We start from the raw sequence: 25,771 nt of genomic DNA on the forward strand, positions 1-25,771 counted from the left end.
CCACTATGTTGTTATTAGGGATATCTCATAGTGTGGGCATAAAACCTCCATTCTTTTTATTATTTAAAAAGATTATAGGCTCGGTGTTAGTCATATTATTGGCTTTAGGCGTGGCAGCATTAACTGATTTGGGATCAGCTTTAGTTTCAAGTATTAATGCTTCTTTCGGTTTTATTGTGCTGATATATTTAAATATGGCATTGGGGTTTTCTATGATGTTGTTGGTAGAAAAAAACGTCTCTCCAAATCAAGCCTTAATTCAGTCTTTTAAGGTTTATAACCGCTATATTTTACCTTTAAGTTGTTTCTATTTAGTTTCTGTATTTTTATTCATTGTGGGCATATTTACTTTCGGCATTATGTATATTTGGTTAGTACCATTCTATTGTAATTTTAAAGGTGTGTTGTACCGAGAGTTATTTGGAGTGACAGTAGCTAAAGCGAATACTAATCAACAATCAAGTGAATCAATTTTTCATGCATAAAATATTAAAAAGTGGGATTGCGCTAGGTTTAAGTCTTATTGCAGTTGTTGTTTTTATTGTGCTTGTGCAGCATAAACCTGTGAGTCAGCTTGATGGTGAATTTGACATCACTCATACGGGCCAAATTAATTTGGATAACTTGTATGTCGCACCATTGCCAAGTAGTAAAAAACCCGTGCCAGATTTTTCTTCGTACACGAATGTTGTGGAGAAGAAAAAAGCATTTTTTGCGTATTTGCTACCTGAAATACGTCGTCAAAATTTTATTGTCCTAAAAGAACGTAAAATGATTCTGGCGCTATACGAAATGAACAGTAATAAACAGAAGATGAACGCGTCTCAAGAGGCTGTGATGCAACGTTTAATGAAAAAGTATAAGGTGTCACAAAAGAAGAAACATTCAAATGAATACGTGTTATCCAAACTCATAAAACGTATTGATGTGATCCCTGAAGCAATGATATTGGTACAAGCCGCTAATGAGTCAGGGTGGGGAACGTCAAGGTTTGCTAAAAATGGTTATAACTTTTTCGGCTTATGGTGTTTTAAGAAAGGTTGTGGTTTTGTTCCTAATCAACGCAACGAAGACTCTTCTCATGAGGTCGCAAAGTTTCGAGATTTATCACATGCTGTAATGACCTATGTACGTAATTTAAATCGATTATATGCTTATCACGAGTTGAGAGAGATTCGTATTAAATTACGTAGAGAAGGCAAAAAACTCTCGTCTGAAGAGCTAGTGAATGGATTATCTAAATATTCTGAGCGTGGCCAAGACTACATTGACGAATTACAAAATATGATACGTGTAAATAAGAAACATATGGGCTTAAATATATGATCCGTGAATCGTTAGTATTAAGTTCATTATTGTTTAGTTCCGCTTCCATTGGTGAAGTGCTGAATGTGCAATATTCTAGTTTTTATAGCCATGTGAAAAAAATAGCGAAAGAAGATACCGATAAATTGAGGTTTGCTTTTGGTTTTACACACGTTATTGATAAACGTTTATGTCATATTAAAAAAGCTAATATAGTGACTCAAAAACAGGTGATGCCGTTAAAAGTTGAGAATGGAACGCGTTTTACAGTGCCTTCAGACAAAGTACTTAAGATGGCTAAAGCTAATGTCTCTATTGAATTAGATGACAATGCTAATCAATGTGACATGTCAGTACAGTTAGAAACCAAAATGACCGAGTTAAAGCAAACCTATAGCCATGCAGAGTTAACATCATTGTTAGAACAGTATCGTGCGTTTTTTTCTAACATGGGAAGCTTCATGTCATTTATGATGCCTTCAGCAGAAGGCTTAGTGTTTAAATTTGAGCCTAGCGTAACCTTACCAGCAAAATTTGATGCCTTAAAAGATAGCTCTGGAAACATTACTCTGGACCAAGCTTGGTTGGATAACAATCTAGGAATTGAGTTGCCGGCGAAACCTATTCGTATCACGGCTTTAGTTGTTAAATAATAAATTAAGCGTCTTGCCAAGTAACATGAAAGTTAATCAAGACGCCTAATTTTATAAACTATCTATTGATCGAGAGGCGTCTCAAACTCTTCAGATAGTTCAAAATCACCAATCACTTCTGAAACTTTACCCTCTTTAAATTTAATGACTAATTCTTTACGAAAGTCCTCTCCGCGTTTTTTCATACCACGCTTCATTTGATACAAGTAATACCAAGTATCGTGATCGAATGAGTCAGCTACAACAGGTTTGCCTAAAACAAACTCTACTTGTTCTTTGGTCATTTCAATTCTTAGTTTTTCTACATCTTTTTTATCCAAAAAGTTACCTTGTGGTATGTCAATTCGGAAAATCCAATCAGCACAAGCAGACAACATCATAGTGGCTGCGCATACAAGCAATATATTTTTAAACTTCATTTTTACTCAATATTTTGGCATTTGAAAACAGTGATTAGGCATTTAGTCGCTTAATCAACAAACTTTAGCGGAGCATCCTAACCCAGCCTTAATAGCCATATCAATGCCTAATTGTTATGAATTACTAATTTGTAATAATTCTTTGGCGTTGGCAATGGCCGACTCAGTTAAAGTGTCTCCAGCTAGTAGACGTGCCAATTCATCAATTCGTTCACTTTCTTGTAAATTAATCATATGAGTTTCTGTTGTTTTATTGTCGCTAAACTTAGTCACAAACATCTGATTGTGCGCTCTAGCGGCTACTTGAGGTAAATGCGTTACGCAAATAACTTGGCAGGTTTCGCCTAATGTTCTTAATAATTCACCAACAATTGAAGCCGTTGACCCACTAATTCCACTGTCTACTTCATCAAATATCATAGTGGCTACATTATTATTACTAGAGCTGATCACTTGAATAGCTAAACCTATTCGTGATAGTTCACCACCAGAAACGACTTTTTCTAGTTTATCTTGTGATTGCCCTTTGTTGGTTGACACCATAAAGCTGACTTTATCTAGTCCCAACCTATTTGGTGTGCCTTGACCGTCAAATTCTACTGCAATTGTAAACTCAGCTTCAGCCATATTCATTTTGTGAATGTGTTTTTCAACACGCTTAGCAAAGGATTTCGCCGCTTTTAAGCGAGAGTCAGACAGGGTTTGCGCTGCAACTCTATAATTGTTTTCTTCAAGTTGGAGTTGTTGTTTTAATTCATCTAATAAAGTGTCATCTTGTTTTAAGTCAGCAAATTCTTGGGTTAACTCTTGATGGAAATCATACAAAACTTCAGCTTTAACATTATGTTTTCTGGCAAGATCTAATGCTTGAGAGTACCGTGCTTCTACATTTTGCATACGCATAGGATCTATTTCTAATTGTTCGCTGTAGGCACGTAATTCACTAGCCGCTTCATCTATTTGAATACTAGCTTCATTTAACATTGAAATGATAGGTGTTAAACTTGCGTCATGTTCTTGCAGATCTATTAAACGTTCTAGGCTATTTTGTACTGCAGATAATGCGTTAAATTCTTCAGAGTCATATAGTTGATGAAAACTGATCTGGCTTTGTTCTAGCAAGCTTTGACTATGACTAAGCTTTTTATGTTCGAGCTCTAATTCAATAAACTCATTTTCTGCTAATGAAAATTCATCAAGTTCGACTATTTGATAAGACAAGAGTTGTCTTCGGTCATCTCTTTGTTGTTGCCCTTCTAAAAGATCTTGATACTGTTTTTGTTGATGTCTAAGGTTTTGATATATATGAGTGACTGAATTAAGCAATTTGTCATGTTCAGCATATTGATCTAATAAACTAAGTTGTTGATCATTTTTTAAAATTTGCTGATGTGCATGTTGTCCGTGAATACTAAGTAAATAAATGCCTAAGTTTTTTAATTGTTGCAATGGTACAGGTGAGCCGTTGATAAAAGCCTTGGAACGTCCCTCAGACGACACTATGCGCCTAATAAGTACTTCATCATTGTCATCCAGTTCGTGTTCTTTCAACCAACTTAGCGCGCCTGGTAGTTGCTTAACATCGAATCCAGCCGTTACTTCAGCTTTGTCAGCTCCAGTACGCACCATACCGCTATCCGCTCGCTCACCTAAACATAATCCAAGTGCGTCTACCGAGATAGACTTACCGGCTCCTGTTTCTCCGGTGATAGCGGTCATGCCTTGATTAAAATCAATGTCTAATGTTTTGACGACAGCAAAATTACGAATAGATAGATGAGTCAGCATTGTTAATTCAATACCTGTTTAATTATACAGTGGTGTAAATATAACCATGCTTTTGTTTGTTGTCTAGATGAAAGTTCAAAATATATTTGTGTAACTTAATCTTTTTGATTAATAAAGTTTGCTGCCCCAACCAAGTTTAGTACGTAATACGTTAAAGTAGTTGTAGCCAATAGGGTGGATCAAAGACAACTTAGCAGAGTTTTTACTAATAATGACTTCATCTCCTGGTAATACGGTTAGCACTATATGACTGTCACAGCTTACTTGTAGGTTGTCGGTATTTTCAGGGGAAACTTTTAGTTTAACTATGCTGTTTGCATCAACCACAATTGGACGGCTACTTAATGTGTGAGGAAACATTGGAACTAAAGTTAATGCATCTAGGGTAGGGGTGATAATAGGGCCGCCACCAGATAAAGAATATGCCGTTGAGCCAGTTGGAGTTGCGACGATTAATCCATCTGAGCGCTGACTAAATACAAAGTGATCATCAAGATGGACTTCAAACTCCATCATGTGGGCGACTTTACCGTGGTGCATAACCACTTCGTTTACCGCTGAGTTTTTGCTTTGCAATTCTCCATTTCGATAAACTTCCACGGTTAATAAAAAACGTTGCTCAATTTGCCCATTTCCGTCGAAGATACTGTCTAATTGAATTTCAAAGTCTTCAGGATTAATGTCAGTTAAGAAACCTAAATTACCGCGGTTAATACCCACAACCGCAACATTGTGTTCTGCTAATTCACGTGCCGCCCCTAACATATTGCCGTCACCGCCAACCACAATGGCTAAATCAGCTTGTTTGCCGATGGTTTGAAGACAGCCTGATTCAAAACCATTTGAGTCTAAGTTTTTGGCGGTACTTTCTTCAACCAAAACTCTGCACCCACGTTTGGTTAAATAAACTATAAGCGCTTTAAAACTTAAATTCGAATCATGGTGGGCTTGTTTGCCTATTAAACCAACGGTTCTAAATTCCATATGACAACATTATTATTTCTAGTTAGTTTGCCAGTATAACCAGTGCAAGTTGTTAAAGTCATTTCTTTGTTGAAATATTGCTTAATCTTTTGCGTTTTAGTACTTCAGAATTAAGTTTTATATTGACTGTTGGAAATGAATATTCATATAGTAATTTAAAGAATTTTAAGTAGTAGAGCACGTTAGTCGTTATGAGTGGTATCGGTCCAATAATGTTAGATGTGGCAGGATATGAATTGTCACCAGAAGAGATAGAAATGTTAGACCATCCGTTAGTTGGTGGTCTTATTTTGTTTACTCGTAATTACCATGACCAAAATCAACTAAAAGATCTGGTTAAACACATTAGAATGGTTACGCGTAATGATATTGTTGTGGCGGTAGACCATGAAGGAGGAAGGGTTCAGAGATTTAGGCAGGGTTTTAGTAAAATTCCTGCTATGGGCTCTATTCAAGATGTTTGCCAACGAAATGGGTTGAATACGAGTGATGTTTGTCAGCAATTAGGTTGGCTTATGGCTTCTGAAGTACAAGCTTTTGATATCGATATTAGCTTTGCTCCTGTGTTAGATATTAATGGCATCTCCGAAGTGATAGGTGATCGTGGATTTCATCAAGAACCTGACACCATTATTCAATTAGCCAGTAACTTTATAAAAGGAATGCATTCAGCCGGCATGAAATCGACGGGTAAACACTTTCCTGGTCACGGTAATGTTTTAGAAGATTCTCATGTTGCTATTCCAATAGACACGCGTAGAAAACAGCAAGTGTTTGATGTCGATATGGCTATTTTTTCTGCAATTCACCAGCAAGGTTTGTTAGACGCTGTCATGCCAGCTCATGTTATTTACCCCGATGTTGATGACTTACCAGCAGGTTTTTCTCAGGTCTGGATCCAACAAATTTTACGTCAAAAATTAGAATTTGACGGGGTTGTATTTTCAGATGATTTGTCGATGCAAGGTGCCGTTCAAATGGGCGATATAGTACAAAGAGCACAATTAGCCCTAGCTGCGGGTTGCGATATGGTGCTAGTTTGTAATGATCCAACGGGTGCTGCAAAGGTTATTGATGGATTACCTAGTGATTTGCCTAATGCCACAAGAGTCAAACGTTTACGACAATCAAGTCAGGTAGAGTTTGAACAACTGATTAAGTCTGATCGGTACGATAAAGCACAAAGAATTTTAGATAAGTTTTATGCAAACTAACACTAAATTAGTTTTACTTTCGGCTGGCTGTTCATTAGCTCTTTTTGGAATTTTGAGTTTTTACGGTAATACTCAAGCTATCAGTGCCACTGCAGCCATCACTTTATTTACGGCAATGTTATGGGTCACCGAAGCGTTACCAATACCAGTAACGTCACTCATTCCTTTTTTTGCCTTTCCTATGGCTGGAGTACTGAACCATAAACAGGCAGCATCGGCTTTAGGTAGCCATGTGATTATTCTTCTTATGGGGGCATTTATGTTATCTAAAGCCCTAGAAAAGTCTAATGTTCACAGTAGGCTTGCCTATTATTTGGTGAACATCACAGGGGGGAAAAGCGCTAAACGTTTAGTACTTGGCTTCATGTTAACAGCTGCCATATTGAGCATGTGGATCTCCAATTCTGCAACGACCTTAATGTTATTACCCATTACATTAGCTGTTTTGCAACATGTGAAAGATCCGAAACTAACTATCGCAATGTTGTTAGGTATTGCCTATGCCGCTAGCTTAGGAGGAGTAGGGACCCCAGTTGGAACACCCCCAAACATCATTTTCATGAGCGTTTATTTAGAAGCGCAAGGTAAAGAAATTAGCTTTTTAGAATGGATGAAAACGGGTGTACCTATTGTTGTCATTGGTATTCCAATCATTGCTTGGTGGTTGACTAGAGGTTTAAAGAATACTCAAGAATATGTGTTGCCTAAATCTGGGCAGTGGCAACCGGCTGAAAAAAGAGTGTTATGCGTATTTTTACTTGTTGCCTTAGCTTGGATGACACGACCTTATTGGACTGTTTGGTTAGATTTGAAAACAATTGGTGATAGCAGTATTGCGTTGGCAGGCGTAGTGTTAATGTTTTTGATACCCAGTGGTAATCGAATTAAAGAAAACAATGATGCTAAAACCGATAATAAGTTTGGCGAGGTAGTTAAAAAACAAGACAGTAATAAGCTATTAGATTGGCAAACCGCCGTCTCTATTCCGTGGGGAATGTTGTTATTATTTGCTGGCGGTATCTGTATCGCAAAAGCTTTTTCAGCCTCGGGTTTGAGTACTGTTATGGGTGATGCCTTAAGCGGCTTATCAAGTTTGCCCGTGCCTTTACTTATCTTATCGATTTGTTTATTTGTTACCTTTTTAACGGAAATTACTTCAAATACTGCGACGGCCACTTTGTTGATGCCAATTTTAGCTGCAGCAGGAATGGCAGCGGGTATTGATCCTGCGTTAATTATGATGCCTGCTGCAATAAGTGCTAGTTGTGCCTTTATGTTACCTGTGGCAACCGCACCGAATGCCATTGTGTACGGTATGGACAAGTTCAGTATTAAAACGATGGCAAGAGAGGGCATGGCGCTAAATGTTATTTTGGCGTTTGTGATAACAGGCGTGAGTTTTGTAACATTATCGTTTTAGGGGGGAGTTAATTCCTTTGCCCCATTATTTGGGATATGTACATATATACTATGATGAAAACTAAGCAAGGATGACTTATGAAAGTGCATTGCATTTAAAATGTTTAAATATTTATTATTCGTCCACTTGGCCTTATGTAGTTTAATTTTACCATTTAAATTACAAAGCCAGGATGTCGTTCTTCAAAAGCAAATCTTATTTATTGTTCCAGATAGCGACACGAATCCGTTTTGGCATAAATCCATTCAATTTATGCAAGCCGTGGCACAAAGCCTAAACCTCAGGTCTGAATCACTCCTGTATAGCGACTCGTCACGAAATCGTTTTTTGATTGTAGACGCAATAAAAAAGCAATTAGCCCGCGAAAGCAAACCTCAAATGATTGTTACTACATTTGCATTTATGGCTGAGAAAGATGTTTTGCAAGTATTTGAAGAACATAAAACGCCATTTATTACGATTAATACGACTTTAACGCCTCGAATCATTGAAGAAGTGGGATTACCAAGAGAAAAATACAAGTATTGGCTTGGACATATCGCCCCTGATGACATGTTAGTTGGGAAACAATTAGCTGAATATTTAATTCAACATGTTCCCGTTAAGAAAAAGACAATGATTGGGTTAAGTGGTTCGAAAATTCACTCAGCAGGAAAACTTCGAACAGTGGGTTTAGAATCTGCTGTTAAAAATAATGACGTCGTGACATTTATTCAATCGGTAGGAACCAATTGGACCGTATCAGAAGGGAAAACAAAAACAATACAACTCTTAAAAAGACATAAAAATGCCAATGTTAATATTATTTGGACCGCTGGCGATGCTTTGGCAGAAGGTGCAATTATGGCAACTGAACAGTTTTCTAATTTTGATGCAGGTAAAAATATTTGGTTGGGAGGTGTAGATTGGAGTGAAAAGAACATTGGTTATATAAAAAGTAGCCAGCAGTTTGTGAGTTTTGGTGGGCACTTTGTTGAAGGAGGTATCGCCACTCTTATGTTGTATGATTACATTAACGGATTTGATTTTAAAGACGATACAGGGCTAATTGTTAATACGCCATTGTTCCCAATGACAATATCTAATGTTAATGCGTTAGCAAACAACATTAAAACTGAATATTGGCCCAAAATAGATTTTTCAATGTTAAGTAAAAAACAAAACCCTCAGTTAAAGAGGTATAACTTTTCGGTACCCAAATTACTTTCACTTGAACTAAACAATTAAGTTCTTCTTTTTAATCAACGGGCTCTTAATACCTGTTTAGCTTCCAAAACTTCCTGAGCCCTAATTAGTTAATTTAGACCTGAATCAAATTGTAACGATCTTCTTACTTGAGTATAACTCCACCGCATCCTCAACCAGCCCATATCGTGATAAGTATTTATGGATAGAACCAAAAGTAGCTGTAGCGACTTTTCTTTTGTGATCTTTGGTGGTCACCTCTTTCATTAACATAGATCCAAACATGAGTTTAAGTGGGCTGGTTCTTACTCTTTGTGGCGTAAAATAAGCGGCAGCATTAGCCTTTAACTTTTTAGTGTCAGTGGTTTGGTAAATGGCTGCATTTATCATGTCTAAGGTGTGCTCGGTGCAGTTTTGAAAGCGACTGTTTAGTGGGTTGGCAATCACCGAGTAATTAGTATTGTGTAGCTTTTCATTTTTACCAGAATTAATTAGGTCTATTAATCGTTGTTGAATTTCAGGAGTAGGAATAATGATCCCGGCTTTTAATTGTTGCGTTCCCCAGAAAAAATCTACTGGATAGTCCATGACTAATTCACTGCGGTTAGGTTTACCAGGTGTTTGATACAAGTTATGAATGGCGTAACCTTTTACGGTATCACCTGAATCTAACAGAATATTTGAATACACTGCTATGGCTGTATGTGTGTAGTTTATGCCTTTTGGTAAATCTTTTTGAGGCCTGCCAACCCGTGCGATGATAAAAGCTCTTGCTCCCTTAGCGGCGGCATATTTTTCAACGTCTTTAGCAAAGGTAATGATTTTTTCTGGCTCAAAGGTCGCATTTTGATTTGCTTGGCTACCAGCCCAAGTCGTTGGGGATAGTAGTAATAGCGTTATTAATAAGTGTTTAATATTCATCGGTTAGTTTCTTTAAGATCAACAATAAATTAGGCTGCATACTCATCCTTATAAATAGGTATCGTTAATGAACGGTTGGCTAAGGTTTATTGCCAACCGTTAGCATAATTAGTGGGGTGTTTGTTTAGTTTGGATCACTATTATTTGATCAGGTGCAGGATCGGCTGTGATAGTGGTTTCGGTAATGACTAAAGGTGCATGTGTATGCTTGTGTTGACTTTTAGTTGAATCGACTAGTGAAGCACCTGCCTTCACGCTCGTTGTTCCGGCTACTACAGCTACACTACCTCCAACAATTAAAGGTACAGCTACGACTGCACTGGCAGTTTTTGCTGTAGATGCAATACCATGTCCAACGGCTAATGTTGAATGTTTAATTGCTTTTCCACTATGTTGAATTGAACCAGCCGCATTTACGTTTGAAGCGCTTACTGTTAGGGCCAATACTAAAACTATCTTAGTTAATGTCATTGTTACTTCCTTTTTGATTAAGAACGAATACAAGGTTAGGGGGAAGTATTTAATAAGTAAACATTGACTATTTTTGTATACTGTAATGAAACTAAAGGTATAGTTATATTATACTTTTGAGTGGTTTTAGATAGGTTCCAAATATATGAGTCAAATTAAACAGGTGAATTTAGTTCTCAAGCAGCTTTTGCGTCAGCATCAAATAACCTACAAAGACATTGCTCAAAACTTAGGTATGAGTGAAGCCAATATCAAACGTATCTTTTCCACTCAAAGTTTTACTTTGGAGCGACTAGAGCAAATCTGTGACTTGTTAAAAATGAATTTATCCGACTTATTTGCTTTGGCTCAACAACAAATACAAAAAATTAGTCAATTAACTGTAGAGCAAGAACAAGAATTATTGGCTGATCCCAAGTTGTTGTTAGTCGCAGTATGTGTGCGTGATGCCTGGAAGTTTGTTGAAATTATTGATTATTACAACATAGACAAACTAGCTTGCATTCAATTATTAGCTAAATTAGACAAACTGAAAATCATTGAGCTATTGCCGGATAATCACTTTCGCTCATTGATAGCTCAAGATTTTAGGTGGATCCCCGGTGGGCCGTTAGAACGATTTATGGAGCAAGAAGTCATGGTGAAGTTCATGGCGCCTAAACAAAATGAAAAATGGAATTTTAGATTTTACTTAAGAGGGCGTTATTCACAGTCTTCTATAGATATTATTCAACGCAAACTTAATCAACTGACAAAAGAAGCGGCTGTACTCAATCAAGAAGATGCGGAATTACCCTTAGATAAACGCCAGCATATTGGTCTTTTAATGGCTATGCGCCCTTGGGAACCATCTCTGTTTGAAAACATGCGACGTGGATAAAGGTCTGCTTTACACCTTTGCTTTTATGCAAAACTCAATATAAAGGAAATGATATTAAATATTACAAATTGCCAATTGAATCAATCTATTAATTGGGTAAACTCTCTTAATATTTTGAAGAAGGTTAATTGATAATGTTTAACAATGTGTTTGATGTAAAATTAAAACAAGCTGCAATGACAGCTTTTTTAGGTGTTTTCATATTTGGTTGTAATGCCAAGCCCAATGAATTTATTGGTCAAGTAGATGTAAATAAAGCCGATTCTACTCAACCTAGTTTCACTTCCTTTGATAACACCACACCAAAAGATATGGTTTGGAAAAAAGTAGAAAAATTATCAGACGAGTTTCATCACTGGGATAGTGGCAAATGGATTAAGAGCGATTGGAACTACGGTGACACACCGGTCAAGATGGTGGATAAAAACTCTGGTGTGAGCAATGGCAACTTATGGATCAAAGCGACGCTAGACGAAAAGAGTAAAGATCAGTGGTTTGAAGCTTCTCGGGTTATGTCTCGAGCCAAAATTAAGTTTCCCATGTATACCGAGAGCCGGATTAAAACAGCACATATTTCCGCTTACAATACGTTTTGGTTAAACAATGGTGATATTAATGATCGTGATGAAATTGATATTATCGAAAACAACTCTAATCCTTCAGATGACTATTCAAATGACGATTACCCTTGGCAAATGAGCTCTCAGTACTTTGTGGTCAAAAATGGTAAAACCGAAAGAAACAAAGGTAATTTTGATAATCGTAACTTGTCGAAAGGCAACACCCTAAAAGGAGTAAAATGGAATGAGGCTTACCATGTTGTGGGGGCTTGGTGGAAAGATGAACACACGGTACAGTTTTATCTAAATGGCGAACCTGCGGGCAGTGTTAAAACAGAGCAACCTTTTACCATTAAACAACACCTAATCTGGGATTTATGGACACAAGATTCTGACTGGGTAGGCGGGTTACCTAAAAAATCTGATTTATTAGACGATTCAATTAATACCATGAGAGTTGATTGGGTGCGTACTTGGAAATTAGAGTCAAAATAGAGCTAATTAAGGTGCTCACGCAGATACGTATCGTAGGCATTAATATAGGCAGGTAAATATTTTGAATGGCTCCATTGGCCATGTTTGGCCTTGGGGATTTGTTTAAATTTATATGAGACATTATGTATTTTAAGTTTTCGAATAAAGTCTACATAACGTTTACCTGGATTATCTCGGCCGCCGTCTAACATCAGGATTGGCGGTGTTTGTTTTGACACGTGTGTAATAGGTGAACCTTGTTCATAGGTTTGCCTTTTATCTGCAAAACTACCAGCAAAAAAGATCTTGGCATTTTTGACATAGTTATTCGGGGCATTTTCAGCTCGCTTAACTTGGTCAACACCAGCGCCCATAATTATAACTGCTTGTAATTTGCTCGACGTATCTGGCAAGTTTCCTGCTCCATTAAATTTATTGGAGTGACCATTAAGAGCGGCCATTGCAACGAGGTGTCCCCCAGCTGAACCGCCAATGGCTGATATTTTATTGGGATCTACGTTGAATTGATTGGCGTGTTTTCGTAACCAACGAACTGCTGCTTTTGTATCTTGTACCGCGCCAGGAAATACCGCTTCAGTAGCTAAGCGGTAATCAATATTGGCTACGACATAACCACGTTTTGCCAATGCCACAGCTGTTGTATGAAAGCTCTGCCGGCTACCACCAGTCCAACCACCACCATGTACCAGTATGATCCCTGGATACATTTTTTTGATTTTAGGGGAATATAAATCTAACTGAACATCTTTTTCTGGAAAAGTGGCATAAGTGATATTTTTAGTCACTTGGATATTAACAGGATTGGCATTCACAAGTTCGCTAGATAGTGTGAGTAGTATAAAGCCTAGTGAATTAAGTAAATTCAAAATATTAAGCCGTATTTGGTTTATTGGTATGACCTCATTCTACCATTGTTAAATTTCCTTTACAGGTAAACCATTTATGTTTCAATTTATTGTTGATATTGTATTACAAAATATTATATGTTTGATTTAATTGATTTTAATATCTTGATATATCAACTATTTAACTATATATCATAGACTTGCGAGGTTTGTAGACTGTGCATGGTTAACAATCTCCTTTATTTTCACACGTAAAGTAGCATAAAATAATGTGTAATGTTGACATGGATTTACATTATATTTACCTTTTATTTAGCTTAGCTAAATACGTTCACTTATTTGTCTAGGACTCAAATTCTAATCATTAAAGGTATATACGATGAGAAAACAGATACACATAAAGCAATCTCTGATAGCTAAAAGCATTGGTTTATTGCTCGGTACTAGTGTTTTGACAGTAACTGCCCCCGTTATCGCACAGCAGGTTAGTGATGACACAGAAGTTATTCAAATTTCAGGAATACGTGGTGGTTTATTGCGCGCTATCGACCAAAAACGTGATGCAGCTAATGTTATGGATGCTATTTCTGCTGAAGATATTGGTGATTTCCCAGATCAAAATATTGCTGAGTCGTTAACTCGTATCCCTGGTGTTTCAATATCTCGTAGCCGAGGTGAGGGAAATGGCGTCACTGTTCGTGGGTTTGGACCTCAATTTAATAACGTATCATTAAATAATCGGACTATGGCCACAGTAAGAGCGGGCAGAGAGTTTGACTTCCAAGTCATCCCTAGTGAATTGATTCAAGATGCTCATGTTGTTAAAACACCCACAGCAGAAATGACAGAAGGCAGCATTGGTGCATCAATTAACCTTATTACTGCGAATCCTCTAGATCTACCAGAGCAGACTCTTACTGGGTCGATTACTGCATTTAATAGTCAGTTAGCAGGCAAAACAGGGACAAAACTAAGCGGTTTATACAGTAATGTTTTTAATGATGGGAAATTAGGTTTTCTTGTTGGTGTCAGTTTTGATGACCGCGAAACACGTACCGATACATCAAGAGCAAACGGTGGGTGGCAGTCACAAAATATGACTTTGCCTAACCCCAATGCGCCAGGTGAAACCATAACGGTAGGCACCCGCATTGATAAGTTTCACCAAAATCGTCTTGATTTAGATAATAACAAACGGGCTGCATTAACAACGACAGTGCAATATCGCCCTAACGAAAACTGGGATCTAAAAGCAGATGTGTTTTATACCTCTCATGATGTGAATAATGACAGCTATGTCAATGTTAACGCTGCACATATTGGACGTTTCGAGAATGTTGTATTAGACGAGCACAACACAGCCTTAAAATATGACAAAGTGGGGTCGCCTTTATCTGTATCAAGTAATGACGAGAGTCGTGCTACAGAAACCCTACTTGTTGGATTAAATGCAGCGTGGGAAAAAGACGACATTGAAATGGAGTTCGACTTAGCTTGGTCCGAGGCGGAAAGTATCGGTGACCAAAGGTTAGTCAGTGTCGGTACTCCGCCGGCTGATACCAGTTACACCTTTGATCATTTAAACAAAGATGCCCCTGACTTTATCGTCAATAGTGATACTAGTTTAACCAACTTGTCAGATTTTCGTGGTCACTTTGCTACCTTTTCTGCAAATGAAATCACAGATGAAGTGTTAGATGCTAAACTTAATTTTACTTGGCACGGAGACTCAGGAGCATTAAAAGCGGGACTAGCTTATCAAGATCGTACTAAAGAGTTTTTACAGATTGAAACGCCATCAAAACCAGTGAATGTAAAGTGTTCATTCTGTGGCCGTAAACAAGAGTTACTTGGTGAGGGCATTGCTGTAGATTTTCCCGTTGAAGACTTTTTAAAAGATTTGAATGGTAATTTCCCTAGAGATTTCTTAGCCATTAACCCACAAGCATTATTAGCTTTTTATGACACGATTAAACCAGGAGTTGCAGAGCAATTTTCACCTGTATTAGATCCAGTCGGCTCTTCTTTGGTTGATGAGTCTACGTTGAGTGGGTATGTTCAAGCTGAGTTTATGGGAGACATTGGAAACTTGCCTTTCTCGGGCAATGCAGGTTTACGAATAGTACAAACAAAACAAACTTCTGCTGGTTATGGTCAAGATATTGAAAGTGTTGTAAAGACAGTACCAGATGACCCAACTGATCCAAATTTAACTATTAACTTCACACCTCAACAAGCTGTAGAAGTAAATAATCAGTATACAGACGTATTGCCAAGCTTGAACCTTACCTTTGAACTACAAGATGACTTAATACTTCGCTACGCCGCAGCAAAAGTCATTACCCGCCCAACTCTAAGTGAAATAGCCACTCGTCGTAATTTTAGTGCGAATGGGCAAAACTATAATACCAGTGGTGGTAATCCGCTATTAACACCTTTTGAGGCTGATCAACAAGATATTACCCTAGAGTGGTATGCCAGCGAAGATATGTCACTTGCTCTCGCTATTTTTAGAAAAGATATCAAAACCTTTATCGCTGAAGAAACTCGCCCATTGGTTGTTCCTGGCCCTACCGGTGATTTAGTGTTTGATAATACGTCTCCGCAAAATGTTGCCGGTGGCGAAATTTCTGGATTTGAAATTGCGTATACCCATGTATTTAGCGAATTACCGGATATGTTAGATGGCTTAGGTATGCAAGCTAACTATACCTTCGCTACCAGCTCAGATTCAAGGGCTGACAACGAATCTATTCCGGTTAACTCTGTTGCACCAAGTTCGGCGCTAGAAGGGTTTGCTAAAAACACCTACAACCTAATAGCTTTCTATGAAAACTCTGGTTTTAGTGCTCGATTAGCCTATAACTTAAGAGACAATTTTTTGGCAACACGTAAAGGTCGCGCTGGTTTGCCAGAAAATGTTGAATCTTACGGTCAGCTTGATTTCAGTCTAGGTTATGAAATTAATGACAACATATCTGTTCATTTAGAAGGTATCAATGCCACAAATGAACGTAATGTACGATATGCCGATATACGTGCACGGGTGTTAGATGTGGAGTTCTCAGGACAACGTTATATGTTTACGGTTCGCGGTAAAATGTAAAAATTGAGCTGTTGAATGTGAAAGCCCAGCATATGCCGGGCTTTTTTGTGGAGCTAATAAAATGATTATATATTTTGCAAATTCGTTTGTTGTTTTGGTCGCTGGATATTTTTAGGTATTTTTTGTAAATATTTAGTCACTGAAGACAATAAGGTCTTTGCTCTATAATAAGCTTCGGTGTCTGGATAGGTTTTTAATATGAACTGCATTACGCCGTAAGCGTCTGTGTATTGTTTCAGTTTTGCATAACTTTCGGCTTTTAAAAACAGTAAACTGGCCTTTTCTTCAATATTGTATTCATAGGTTGATAGGGCGTAGTTTGCGATTCTGATTGATTCAGCGTATTCGCCAACATTAAATGCTTTCTGTGAACGATTGGCCGCGCTAGGGGCTAAACTACAACCCATTTGAATCAAACTTAACGTTAATACTACTACTTTATATAATTTCACTGTTGAACTTCCTTGCTAAATTAATGAGATCTTCACGGACCTATAGTTATTTGATCGTTGAGTTACTTATCGCTGAGTTAAACTTCAGCTACAATGACCGCTCTTAATGGAGCTGGGTAACCTTCAATAGTTTTAGTTTGATCACTCGGGTCGAGAAAATCCACCAGTGATTGGCTGTCCATCCATTTGGTTGCTCTTTGTTCTTCTAAACTAGTTGGCGCGACATCAACGACCTTAATATTCTTAAAACCGACTCTTTTCATCCATACGGTTAAGGCTGCTGTGCTTGGCAAATACCACACATTACGCATTTGCGCATAACGCTCTCCTGGCATGAGTACTGTATGTTCATCTCCTTCAACAACTAAGGTTTCTAAGACTAATTCGCCGCCTTTGCGTAATTGATTTTTAAGTTGGTACAAAAATTCGATTGGGCTACGTCTATGATATAGAACGCCCATGGAGAATACGGTATCGAAGGCTTTAAGCTCAGGTAATTGCTCTACTCCCACAGGTAGTAAATGAATATTAGGGTTGGGATTAAAGTGTTTTAGTGCTTGGAATTGCATCAAAAATAGTTGAGATGGATCAGCACCTACTACCATCTTTGCTTCTTCACCTAACATTCGCCACATGTGGTAACCACTGCCACATCCAATGTCTAATACATATCTATCTTTAAGAGATGCAATATGGGGCTGTACGCGATCCCATTTCCAGTCAGAGCGCCATTCAGTGTCGATATGAATGCCGTGTAAATGGAATGGCCCTTTGCGCCATGGAGCAAATTGTTTTAATAATCCGGTAATATGTTTTTGGGTGTAGTCGCTAATATCTTCAGCTTGGCCAAATTGAACTTTGTCTTTCAAATCGATAAATGAAGCATTGGTATCAGGCAATTTATTGAGAAGTTTTACCCACTTATTAAAGTCACCGTGAAGTTGCTCTTTTTGCCAGTGGGCGATTTGAGCAGGGAGAACTTCTAACCAATGACTAAGGGGCGAACTCGCAATTTGTTTGTAAAAGTCGTTAAACCAAGTGACAGCCAAGAGGCCTCCTTTATATCTTATTTTTTGCTTACTTTTTTAACGCAACCATGGATGCAAAATTAAAACAGGTAAACCAACGTACAACATCTGAAAACCCTGCGCCGGTTAAGCGTTTTTGATGCGTTTCAAATGTATCTGTGCGCATAACGTCTTCTAATGCACTGCGTTTTTGACTAATTTCAAGTTCGCTATACCCGTTACGTCTTTTAAATTCGTGATGAAGGTCAATCAAAAGTTCATTGCCTTGTTCACTATTGTGTTGCAGTTTTTCAGACAAGATTAAAATGCCACCTGGATTCAAACCTGCGTATATTTTATTGATAATATCAGCTCTTTGTTCTGGCTCAATAAATTGCAAAGTAAAATTCATGATCACACAACTCGCATTGGTTATATCAATATTTTGTAAATCATTACAAATCACTTGAATGGGCGTTGTTGATTTGTAGGCTTGCACGTGTAATTCACAACGTTTAACCATAGCTTCTGAATTATCGACACCTATAATTTTACAATTTTTTGCTGTGACATATTTACTTGCCGCTAAACTAGCTGCGCCAAGAGCACAGCCTAAATCATAAATGACACTATTTTCTTGTGCATGAGAGCCGCATAACTGCCCGATAGCGTCAACAATTGTATTATATCCAGGGACAGAGCGTTGGATCATATCTGGAAAGACTTCAGCTACATTCTGGTCGAAACTAAATGCTCCCACTTGTTGGGGTTGTGAATAGATCGCGTCTTTACCTGTATTCATATTAAATGTAATAACTTGCTTAAAAATTGCCGGCAATTCTACCTGTGCTGAAATTAGCAATCAACGTGTTACTTTCATTGTTGCAAACGTGATTTCAGTCTTATACCTTATGGGGATAATAAAAGAAGTTATCTAAAGGAATTCACATAATGTCTGCAAGTCTCTTTCCTGTTCCAAATTCTATTCAACAAAATACTCACGCTGACAAAGCTGAATATGAAAAGTTATATCAATGGTCAGTAAGTGATCCTGATGGATTTTGGTCTGAACAGGGAAAAAGGATTGACTGGATAAAGCCGTTCACTCAAGTCTGTAAAAGTAATTTTTCGAAAGACAACGCTGAGATCACTTGGTTTGCTGATGGGCAGTTAAACGCAAGCTATAACTGTATTGATCGACACCTAAAAACAAATCCTGAACGTACCGCAATAATTTGGGAGGGTGATGAACCCGAATGGCACAAACACATCAGCTATCGAGAACTGCATGACCAAGTGTGCAAAATTGCTAATGGTTTAAAAAGATTAGGTGTTGCAAAAGGGGATAGGGTGATTATTTATATGCCTATGGTACCTGAAGCCGCCTACGCTATGCTTGCCTGTGCCCGCATCGGCGCCGTACATTCGGTTATATTTGGTGGATTTTCTCCAAATGCTATTGCTGATCGTATACAAGATTGTGGTGCAAAAGTTGTGATTACTTCAAATGAAGGCAGAAGAGGCGGTAGTACCGTTCCTTTAAAAGCCAATGTCGATAAAGCTCTGCTGAAAGAGTCAACGAATTGTATTGAAAACGTCATCGTATATAAACATACCGAGTGTGCTTTAGATTGGACTGAAGGCCGTGATATATGGTGGCATGAGCTGGCTGAACAATGTGAGCCTATATGTGAACCAGAACCTATGAATGCAGAAGATCCTTTGTTTATTTTGTATACCTCTGGGTCAACGGGTACACCGAAGGGCGTGGTCCATACTACGGGTGGCTACATGGTGTATGCGTCACTAACCCATGAATATGTGTTTGATTATAAACCAGAGGACATTTATTGGTGTGCGGCTGATGTTGGTTGGATTACAGGCCATACTTATATCGTATACGGACCCTTGGCAAATGGAGCCACGACATTGATGTTTGAAGGCATTCCAACTTATCCAGACATTAGTCGCATGAGTCAGGTCGTAGATAAACATAAGGTTAATATTTTGTATACTGCGCCAACAGCTATCAGGGCTTTAATGGCAAAAGGAGATGAGCCTGTTAAAGGTACTAGCCGCGAAACCTTACGAATTATGGGAAGTGTAGGGGAACCTATTAACCCTGAAGCTTGGCATTGGTATCATGAAAAAATTGGTAATAGTGCTTGTCCGATCGTAGATACGTGGTGGCAAACTGAAACCGGCGGGATTATGATTACGCCTTTACCAGGTGCGACTGACTTAAAACCGGGTTCTGCAACAAAACCATTTTTTGGAGTTAAACCAGCACTGGTATCTAGTGAAGGAGAAGTGCTCCAAGGTGCTGTAGAAGGAAATTTAGTCATAACAGGCTCTTGGCCTGGGCAAGCTCGCACGGTCTGGGGTGATCACGAACGATACAAACAAACTTACTTTAGTACTTATGATGACTTGTATTTTACCGGCGATGGTGCAAGACGTGATGAAGATGGATATTATTGGATCACAGGTCGAGTAGATGACGTCTTGAACGTATCTGGTCATAGATTAGGTACTGCGGAGATAGAGAGCGCACTGGTGGCTCATCCTGCAGTGGCCGAAGCTGCAGTTGTTGGTTATCCCCATGATATAAAAGGACAGGGGATTTACGTCTATGTTTTACCTACAGATGGTACAGTTGTAACAGAAGCGTTGACCAAAGAAGTCAGAAAATGGGTAAGAGAAGATTTAAGTCCTATAGCGAGCCCTGATTTTATTCAATGGACCAATGGATTACCAAAAACCCGTTCAGGAAAAATTATGCGCAGAATATTGCGGAAAATTGCTGCTAACGAGCATGAGTCGTTGGGTGATACCTCTACACTAGCTGATCCAAGTGTAGTTACAGCGCTGATAGAAAATAGACTAAATAAGTAATTATTTTGTGTTTGGGTAAAGTAACCTTCAATTATTAGATTGAAGGTTTAGACTTTGCCAGTCAATGTGTTAGCTTATACTAAAGTCTAACAATCATTTTTGTACGTAGAGGTTTGTGAATGGCAAAATTTTTAATTGCAGATGACCATCCGTTATTCAGAGAAGCGTTGGTAGGTGCACTAGAGCCATTGTTTGATGACGTGAATATTGTTGAGGCTGATGATTTGGATTCGACAATTGAAGCCCTTAAAACCCATCCAGATATTGGTTTAGTCTTGTTAGACTTAAACATGCCCGGTTGCGAAAATTATTACGGTTTAACGCGAGTAGTAGAAGACTTCACTATTCCAGTTGCTGTTATATCAGCAAATGATTCGGCTAATGTGGTTTCAAATGTAATGGGATTAGGTGCAAAAGGGTTTATTCCTAAAGCTACTTCTAGTCATACTATTGCAGATGCCCTTAAACAAATCATGGCTGGTAGTACTTGGTTGCCAGAAGGCATGCAGGAAAAAATAGATAGTTTAGATTCTGAAGTTGATTTAGTGAAACTTGTGTCTGAATTAACAGCAAAACAGGTTGAAGTCCTTAAATTAGTGCAAGACGGTATGTTAAACAAACAGATTGCTTTTGGGTTAAATATTACGGAAGCGACAGTTAAAGCACACATCAGTGCTATTTTACGAAAACTCGAAGTCAACACCCGAACTCAAGCCGTTTTACTACTAAAGAAATTAGATCTCGATCAATAAATTAGTGGGATGATTGTTTTTTCATATTAAAAAGCCCTGAAATTATAGTTCAGGGCTTTTTTGTTATTTAAGCTTTAAGGTGCTGAAGTCTTAACTTGTTATACTTGCACTTGCTTTAGGTTTTCGTTTCGCTCTAGGTTTTTGTGCACCGCCAACTAACTCATGATGCTCAAAGTCATCAACATTGATTGTACGTAATCTACCTTTTTCAGTTTCGCGCAGTAAATCAGCCTGTTCTTCGCTTATCGCACTGAGTTCAAGTCCTATGTCAGCCAATTTATCTAACTGAGTAAAAGGGTAACGTTTTTCAGCTGCTTTACAAATTTTGTCGTATATAGGCTCTGCAGCTACTATGTTCTCAAGAGTCTGCTCTAGATCCCCAAATAAACTGCCTTCAATTCGACTTAAATATTGACCATCACCTAATCGTGCGCGTACTTCATTAGGGGTTTGCAAAATTTTTGACACTTTATGGTCTAGTTTATCTGAGGGACGTTGATACTTTTTGCCGAAAGGCATAATTACCAATTTAAGCCCAAAGCCCAACCATTGGTTAGGAAAGTTGTCTAATAATTCGTCAAGAGATGTTTCCAGTCTGTATAAAGAATCCTGCATGGCCCAGTGCATTAAAGGGGCGTCTTCTTCACGTCTACCTTCGTCATCAAAACGTTTGAGCACACACGAAGCAAGATACAAATAGCTAAGTAAATCTCCCAAGCGAGCTGATACTCGTTCGCGGCGTTTTAAATCACCGCCTAATACTGCCATTGCTACATCCGACAATAAGGCTAGATTAGCACTGAATCTTTGCATTGAGCTGTAATAACCACGGGTGTGGTCGATAAACGGAGCGCGAGTGAAGTGGGCGCCAGTAATAGAAAACCATAAACTACGGAAGAAGTTACTCATGGCAAAACCAATATGACCAAATACAGCTTGGTCAAATTGCTCTAAACTTTCTTCCTGATCTTGATTAGTGGCAGCGGATAATTCGGCTAAAACATAGGGGTGACAGCGCATCGCTCCTTGGCCGTAAATCATCATATTGCGGGTGAGTATGTTTGCTCCTTCTACCGTAATGGCAATTGGCGCGCCTTGATAACCTCGACCTAAATAATTATTTGGTCCAAGCATAACACCCTTACCACCATGGATATCCATAGAGTCGGTTACCACTTGGCGCATTTTCTCTGTAAGGTGGTATTTACAAATAGCTGATATAACAGAAGGTTTTTCACCTAAATCGACACCTTTTGTTGAAAATGAAGTTACCGCATCCATTAAATATGCATTGCCACCAATACTGCCAAGCTTTTCTTCAATCCCTTCCATTTTGCTAATGGGTAACTTAAATTGACGACGAATACGCGCGTACGCCCCAGTTGCTAAAGCAATTGCTTTTGCTCCACCAGCCGAAGTTGAAGGTAAGGTAATAACTCGCCCAACTGACAGACATTCGACTAACATACGCCAGCCTTGGCCGATCATTTTTTCTCCACCAATGATAAAATCGAGCGGTACAAAAACATCTTTGCCGCGAATAGGCCCATTTTGGAAAGGGACATTCATTGGGAAGTGGCGATTGCCAATTTCTACTCCGTCGGTTTCTCTTGGTAATAAAGCACAAGTGATGCCTAACTCTTCATTATCACCAAGTAACCCTTCAGGATCATACATCTTGAAAGCTAACCCAATTACAGTGGCTACAGGTGCTAAGGTAATATAACGTTTATCGAAGGTGAGTTTCATACCCACTACTTCTTTACCTTGCCATTGCCCTTTGCACACTATGCCAGTGTCGGGTAATGACCCTGCATCGGAACCTGCTTCTGGTCCAGTTAAAGCAAAACAGGGAATTTCTTCACCTACGGCTAATTTAGGCAGGTATTGGTCTTGTTGTTCTTTTGTACCATAGAGTTGCAGTAATTCACCTGGGCCCAGAGAGTTTGGTACGCCCACTGTGCTAGATAATACAGCGCTAACGCCTGATAATTTTTGCAATACTCTAGATTGGGCATAGGCCGAAAAGTCTAAGCCCCCATACTCTTTGTGAATGATCATGGCAAAGAACTTATTGTCTTTTAAGTACTGCCAAATTTCAGGCGACAAATCTGTAGCTTTGTGGGTGATGTCCCAGTCGTTGCACATACTACATACTTCTTCTACTGGCCCGTCTAAAAATGCTTGCTCTTCCGCGGTGAGTCTAGCTTGCGGAATATTATGTAATGCTTGCCAATTGGGATTACCACTGAATAACTCGCCATCCCACCATACAGTGCCTGCATCTATAGCGTCTTTTTCTGTGCTCGACATCTCTGGCATGATCTTTTTATACATGCGTAAAATTGGCGCGCTAATATATTGCTTACGAATGGATTCGATATTGAGTGGAATAGCGACTACTAAAAACAGTAACCAAGTCACTTGGCCTATTAAGCCAAAGATATTTCCGATTACCAATAAACAAAAAAGGGCAATGGTTGCATTAAACAGTTTCATGCGGAAATAGCTCACCGCACCTAATGAAGCAAGAAGAAATAATAGCCAAAGTAATAGTTGCATAAGGGTTCCATATTGAGGTCCGACCACAGGTTTTAACTTATAGGTTTAGTTATAAAAGATCAAGTTTTGGAAGAGGTGTTTTAAAAGTTACTGAATTGTTTTTCTACGCGTGCACATAAAAAATATTTGAAATACCTAAAAAGGTAAGTGTTGTGGCATGTTTCAACTGGTCAATATTTAACGCTTATCGAGATAAAAGAATTCTCTCAGGACATTTGATTAGAGTTATTACTAATCCGGTAGAAACTTAAACTTCTTTAGGCGAATTTCACCTTGTTCGTCACCATCTTTAAACTGTTGTAATTTTACTAGTTGATAATTTAAAGAAGGGGCAAACCAAGCAATGGTTTCTCTTGAAGAGTTTTCGCGTTCTAGTATCACTTTTATGCTGTCCACTTTACCAAATGGTAGATCTAGAGTTTCGGTTGTAGAAACTCTCACATCGTAATGTCTAAGTGTTCCTCGATTATTGATTAGATCATAAGAGAACTCTTTTTTACCCGATGCCAATTTCAGTTGGGCATCCAAACGATATAATTGATTATCATATTGGCCATCCCAAACAATGGGTTGACCATTGTTAATTTGTATTTGTTTATTGGCATGTGAGAACTGTATTCCAATATTTTTATTGGAACCCGTCCCTGTGCGTTTATAAATATAAGTTTGTGGGATGATTTCATTATCTTTGAACGAAAACAAACTAGTTTCAGTACGTTTATCTGACAAGAAGAATATAGAAACTTTTGAATAATATTCTAGAGCAAACTGGTTTTTGTCTTGCTCTTTTAGTTCTAGGGTTGCAAAACCTAATTCTCGGCCAAATCTAAATGCCGAATACTCGGCTTTAAATGGTTTCAAAGAAGGTGTTGTATTCGCTACAACCTGTTGAGAAAAAACGATATGAGAGGTTAAGATTAACCAAACCAATCCCAACTTATCCAACGGCATAACCCATTTCTGATAGTTCTTTATCATCTAATATTGCCTTATTATTTGCCATTTTTAGTCTATCTGCACAAAACCAAGCAATTACCAATGGGTACATGTTGCGTTCTTGCTCTTGTACTCTTTGGGCTAATTCTTCGGTTTGTTGTTGTGCAAATATAGGTACTTTAGATTGCAACACTACGGGGCCACCATCAAGCTCGGGTGTGACAAAGTGAACAGAAGCCCCGTGTTCACTGTCTTCAGCATCAATTGCTCTTTGGTGAGTATTCAATCCTTTGTACTTAGGCAACAAAGATGGATGAATGTTCAACATACGTCCTTGATAATGTTCAACAAACTCAGTTGTGAGGATGCGCATAAAACCTGCTAAAACGATTAAGTCAGGTTTATATTTATCGATAGTACACATCAAGTTTTGATCGTATTCTTCTCGACTATCAAAACTATTATGGTCTATAAATATTGCCGGAATACCTGAGTTTTCAGCTCGTGTTAGGCCATATGCGTTTTCTTTATTAGCCACCACTGCTGCAATTTTAGCATCTATTTTGCCTAGATTAATCTGGTCAATAATTGCCTGTAGATTTGAGCCATTTCCAGATACTAATACTACGATAGATTTGGCTTGTTTACCCTCAGTCACTTAGTTTATCTCAACCTGCTGTTCTGATTGACTATTCTCTATATGACCAATCACCCAGGCATTTTCACCTAAGTCATTTAATATTTTAACAGCTTGATCCGCTTTGTCTCTTGGAAGGGCTATTACTAAACCTACACCACAATTGAAAGTGCGGTACATTTCGTGGGTGGTAACATTGCCTTTTTCTTGTAACCAGTTAAATATTCCTGGCCATTGCCAACTACTACCATCTATTACCGCTTTTGTTCCTGTAGGTAATACAC

General features: G+C 38.4%; 23 protein-coding genes and 1 pseudogene. 11 read left to right on the plus strand and 13 right to left on the minus strand.

Features of this window, described 5'->3' with window-relative positions; genetic code table 11:
* From ACSHXM_RS13925 to ACSHXM_RS13935, 3 genes and pseudogenes are all read left to right on the plus strand, one after another.
* Window positions 1-485: pseudogene (locus ACSHXM_RS13925) on the plus strand (hypothetical protein); the annotation flags it as partial.
* Entirely contained in the window at window positions 478-1,326 is an 849-nt protein-coding gene (locus ACSHXM_RS13930) for a glucosaminidase domain-containing protein (protein WP_435689419.1), read from the plus strand. The pseudogene ACSHXM_RS13925 and the gene ACSHXM_RS13930, both read left to right, overlap by 8 nt.
* Window positions 1,323-1,958 carry a DUF2987 domain-containing protein gene (locus tag ACSHXM_RS13935; RefSeq protein WP_435689421.1) on the plus strand — a complete coding sequence of 212 codons (636 nt, stop codon included), beginning with the start codon at window positions 1,323-1,325 and terminating at the stop codon, window positions 1,956-1,958. The genes ACSHXM_RS13930 and ACSHXM_RS13935 overlap by 4 nt, the downstream gene beginning before the upstream one ends.
* 62 nt (window positions 1,959-2,020) lie before the next feature.
* On the opposite strand, the gene ACSHXM_RS13940 is transcribed toward ACSHXM_RS13935, so the two are convergent.
* The 3 genes from ACSHXM_RS13940 to nadK form a co-directional block, all read right to left on the minus strand.
* Entirely contained in the window at window positions 2,021-2,377 is a 357-nt protein-coding gene (locus ACSHXM_RS13940) for an outer membrane protein assembly factor BamE (RefSeq protein WP_435689423.1), read from the minus strand.
* 114 nt (window positions 2,378-2,491) lie between these two features.
* A complete protein-coding gene (gene recN, locus ACSHXM_RS13945) occupies window positions 2,492-4,165 on the minus strand; it encodes a DNA repair protein RecN (protein WP_435689425.1) in 1,674 nt (557 codons plus the stop codon).
* Window positions 4,166-4,273: 108 nt separating this feature from the next.
* Entirely contained in the window at window positions 4,274-5,149 is an 876-nt protein-coding gene (gene nadK / locus ACSHXM_RS13950; RefSeq protein WP_435689427.1) for an NAD(+) kinase, read from the minus strand.
* Between the two features lie 200 nt (window positions 5,150-5,349).
* Between nadK and nagZ the strand changes: the two genes are divergently transcribed.
* The 3 genes from nagZ (at window position 5,350) to ACSHXM_RS13965 (ending at window position 9,010) form a co-directional block, all read left to right on the plus strand.
* Window positions 5,350-6,363 (plus strand): beta-N-acetylhexosaminidase, encoded by a 1,014-nt coding sequence (nagZ, locus tag ACSHXM_RS13955; RefSeq protein WP_435689463.1) that lies wholly within the window; start codon window positions 5,350-5,352, stop codon window positions 6,361-6,363.
* Window positions 6,353-7,783: an SLC13 family permease gene (locus tag ACSHXM_RS13960; protein WP_435689429.1), complete on the plus strand. Its 1,431-nt coding sequence runs from the start codon at window positions 6,353-6,355 to the stop codon at window positions 7,781-7,783. Before nagZ ends, ACSHXM_RS13960 begins: the two co-directional genes overlap by 11 nt.
* 99 nt (window positions 7,784-7,882) lie before the next feature.
* Window positions 7,883-9,010, plus strand: a complete 1,128-nt coding sequence (locus ACSHXM_RS13965; RefSeq protein ID WP_435689431.1) for an ABC transporter substrate-binding protein — start codon at window positions 7,883-7,885, stop codon at window positions 9,008-9,010.
* An 84-nt stretch (window positions 9,011-9,094) separates the two neighbouring features.
* Here the strand turns inward: ACSHXM_RS13965 and ACSHXM_RS13970 are convergent, their stop codons facing one another.
* Entirely contained in the window at window positions 9,095-9,889 is a 795-nt protein-coding gene (locus ACSHXM_RS13970; RefSeq protein WP_435689433.1) for a DUF2145 domain-containing protein, read from the minus strand.
* Window positions 9,890-9,997: 108 nt separating this feature from the next.
* Complete coding sequence (locus tag ACSHXM_RS13975; protein WP_435689435.1) at window positions 9,998-10,360, minus strand: hypothetical protein; 363 nt, start codon at window positions 10,358-10,360, stop codon at window positions 9,998-10,000.
* A gap of 145 nt (window positions 10,361-10,505) precedes the next feature.
* On the opposite strand from ACSHXM_RS13975, the gene ACSHXM_RS13980 reads away from it, so the two are divergent.
* Together ACSHXM_RS13980 and ACSHXM_RS13985 are read left to right on the plus strand one after the other, a co-directional pair.
* Complete coding sequence (locus ACSHXM_RS13980) at window positions 10,506-11,240, plus strand: helix-turn-helix domain-containing protein (RefSeq protein WP_435689437.1); 735 nt, start codon at window positions 10,506-10,508, stop codon at window positions 11,238-11,240.
* Between the two features lie 134 nt (window positions 11,241-11,374).
* The gene (locus ACSHXM_RS13985; protein WP_435689439.1) at window positions 11,375-12,295 is read left to right on the plus strand and encodes a beta-agarase; all 921 of its coding nucleotides are present in this window, start codon (window positions 11,375-11,377) and stop codon (window positions 12,293-12,295) included.
* 2 nt (window positions 12,296-12,297) lie between these two features.
* Here the strand turns inward: ACSHXM_RS13985 and ACSHXM_RS13990 are convergent, their stop codons facing one another.
* On the minus strand, window positions 12,298-13,161 hold the full coding sequence (locus ACSHXM_RS13990; RefSeq protein WP_435689441.1) for an alpha/beta hydrolase fold domain-containing protein: 864 nt from the start codon (window positions 13,159-13,161) through the stop codon (window positions 12,298-12,300).
* Between the two features lie 358 nt (window positions 13,162-13,519).
* Between ACSHXM_RS13990 and ACSHXM_RS13995 the strand changes: the two genes are divergently transcribed.
* A complete protein-coding gene (locus tag ACSHXM_RS13995; protein ID WP_435689443.1) occupies window positions 13,520-16,246 on the plus strand; it encodes a TonB-dependent receptor in 2,727 nt (908 codons plus the stop codon).
* A 65-nt stretch (window positions 16,247-16,311) separates the two neighbouring features.
* Here ACSHXM_RS13995 and ACSHXM_RS14000 read toward each other — a convergent pair whose 3' ends face one another.
* From ACSHXM_RS14000 to cmoA, 3 genes are all read right to left on the minus strand, one after another.
* On the minus strand, window positions 16,312-16,698 hold the full coding sequence (locus ACSHXM_RS14000) for a tetratricopeptide repeat protein (RefSeq protein WP_435689445.1): 387 nt from the start codon (window positions 16,696-16,698) through the stop codon (window positions 16,312-16,314).
* 77 nt (window positions 16,699-16,775) lie between these two features.
* On the minus strand, window positions 16,776-17,747 hold the full coding sequence (gene cmoB / locus ACSHXM_RS14005; protein ID WP_435689447.1) for a tRNA 5-methoxyuridine(34)/uridine 5-oxyacetic acid(34) synthase CmoB: 972 nt from the start codon (window positions 17,745-17,747) through the stop codon (window positions 16,776-16,778).
* A 28-nt stretch (window positions 17,748-17,775) separates the two neighbouring features.
* Window positions 17,776-18,507, minus strand: a complete 732-nt coding sequence (gene cmoA, locus ACSHXM_RS14010; RefSeq protein ID WP_435689449.1) for a carboxy-S-adenosyl-L-methionine synthase CmoA — start codon at window positions 18,505-18,507, stop codon at window positions 17,776-17,778.
* Between the two features lie 149 nt (window positions 18,508-18,656).
* Here cmoA and acs point away from each other — a divergent pair, with 149 nt between their 5' ends.
* Both acs and ACSHXM_RS14020 read left to right on the plus strand, forming a co-directional pair.
* Window positions 18,657-20,600 carry an acetate--CoA ligase gene (gene acs, locus ACSHXM_RS14015; RefSeq protein WP_435689451.1) on the plus strand — a complete coding sequence of 648 codons (1,944 nt, stop codon included), beginning with the start codon at window positions 18,657-18,659 and terminating at the stop codon, window positions 20,598-20,600.
* Between the two features lie 119 nt (window positions 20,601-20,719).
* Window positions 20,720-21,352, plus strand: coding sequence for a LuxR C-terminal-related transcriptional regulator (locus ACSHXM_RS14020; protein ID WP_435689453.1), 633 nt, complete (start codon window positions 20,720-20,722; stop codon window positions 21,350-21,352).
* A 90-nt stretch (window positions 21,353-21,442) separates the two neighbouring features.
* Here the strand turns inward: ACSHXM_RS14020 and fadE are convergent, their stop codons facing one another.
* The 4 genes from fadE to ACSHXM_RS14040 all read right to left on the minus strand — a co-directional run.
* The gene (gene fadE, locus ACSHXM_RS14025) at window positions 21,443-23,914 is read right to left on the minus strand and encodes an acyl-CoA dehydrogenase FadE (RefSeq protein WP_435689455.1); all 2,472 of its coding nucleotides are present in this window, start codon (window positions 23,912-23,914) and stop codon (window positions 21,443-21,445) included.
* 231 nt (window positions 23,915-24,145) lie between these two features.
* On the minus strand, window positions 24,146-24,892 hold the full coding sequence (locus ACSHXM_RS14030) for a DUF3108 domain-containing protein (RefSeq protein ID WP_435689457.1): 747 nt from the start codon (window positions 24,890-24,892) through the stop codon (window positions 24,146-24,148).
* Window positions 24,852-25,508 carry a phosphoribosylglycinamide formyltransferase gene (purN, locus tag ACSHXM_RS14035; RefSeq protein WP_435689459.1) on the minus strand — a complete coding sequence of 219 codons (657 nt, stop codon included), beginning with the start codon at window positions 25,506-25,508 and terminating at the stop codon, window positions 24,852-24,854. The genes ACSHXM_RS14030 and purN overlap by 41 nt, the downstream gene beginning before the upstream one ends.
* Window positions 25,509-25,771: AIR synthase-related protein (locus ACSHXM_RS14040; RefSeq protein ID WP_435689461.1), on the minus strand; the 263-nt coding region annotated here is incomplete at its 5' end.

The sequence above is a fragment of the Paraglaciecola sp. genome (genome assembly GCF_051252315.1).
Lineage (GTDB): Bacteria > Pseudomonadota > Gammaproteobacteria > Enterobacterales > Alteromonadaceae > Paraglaciecola.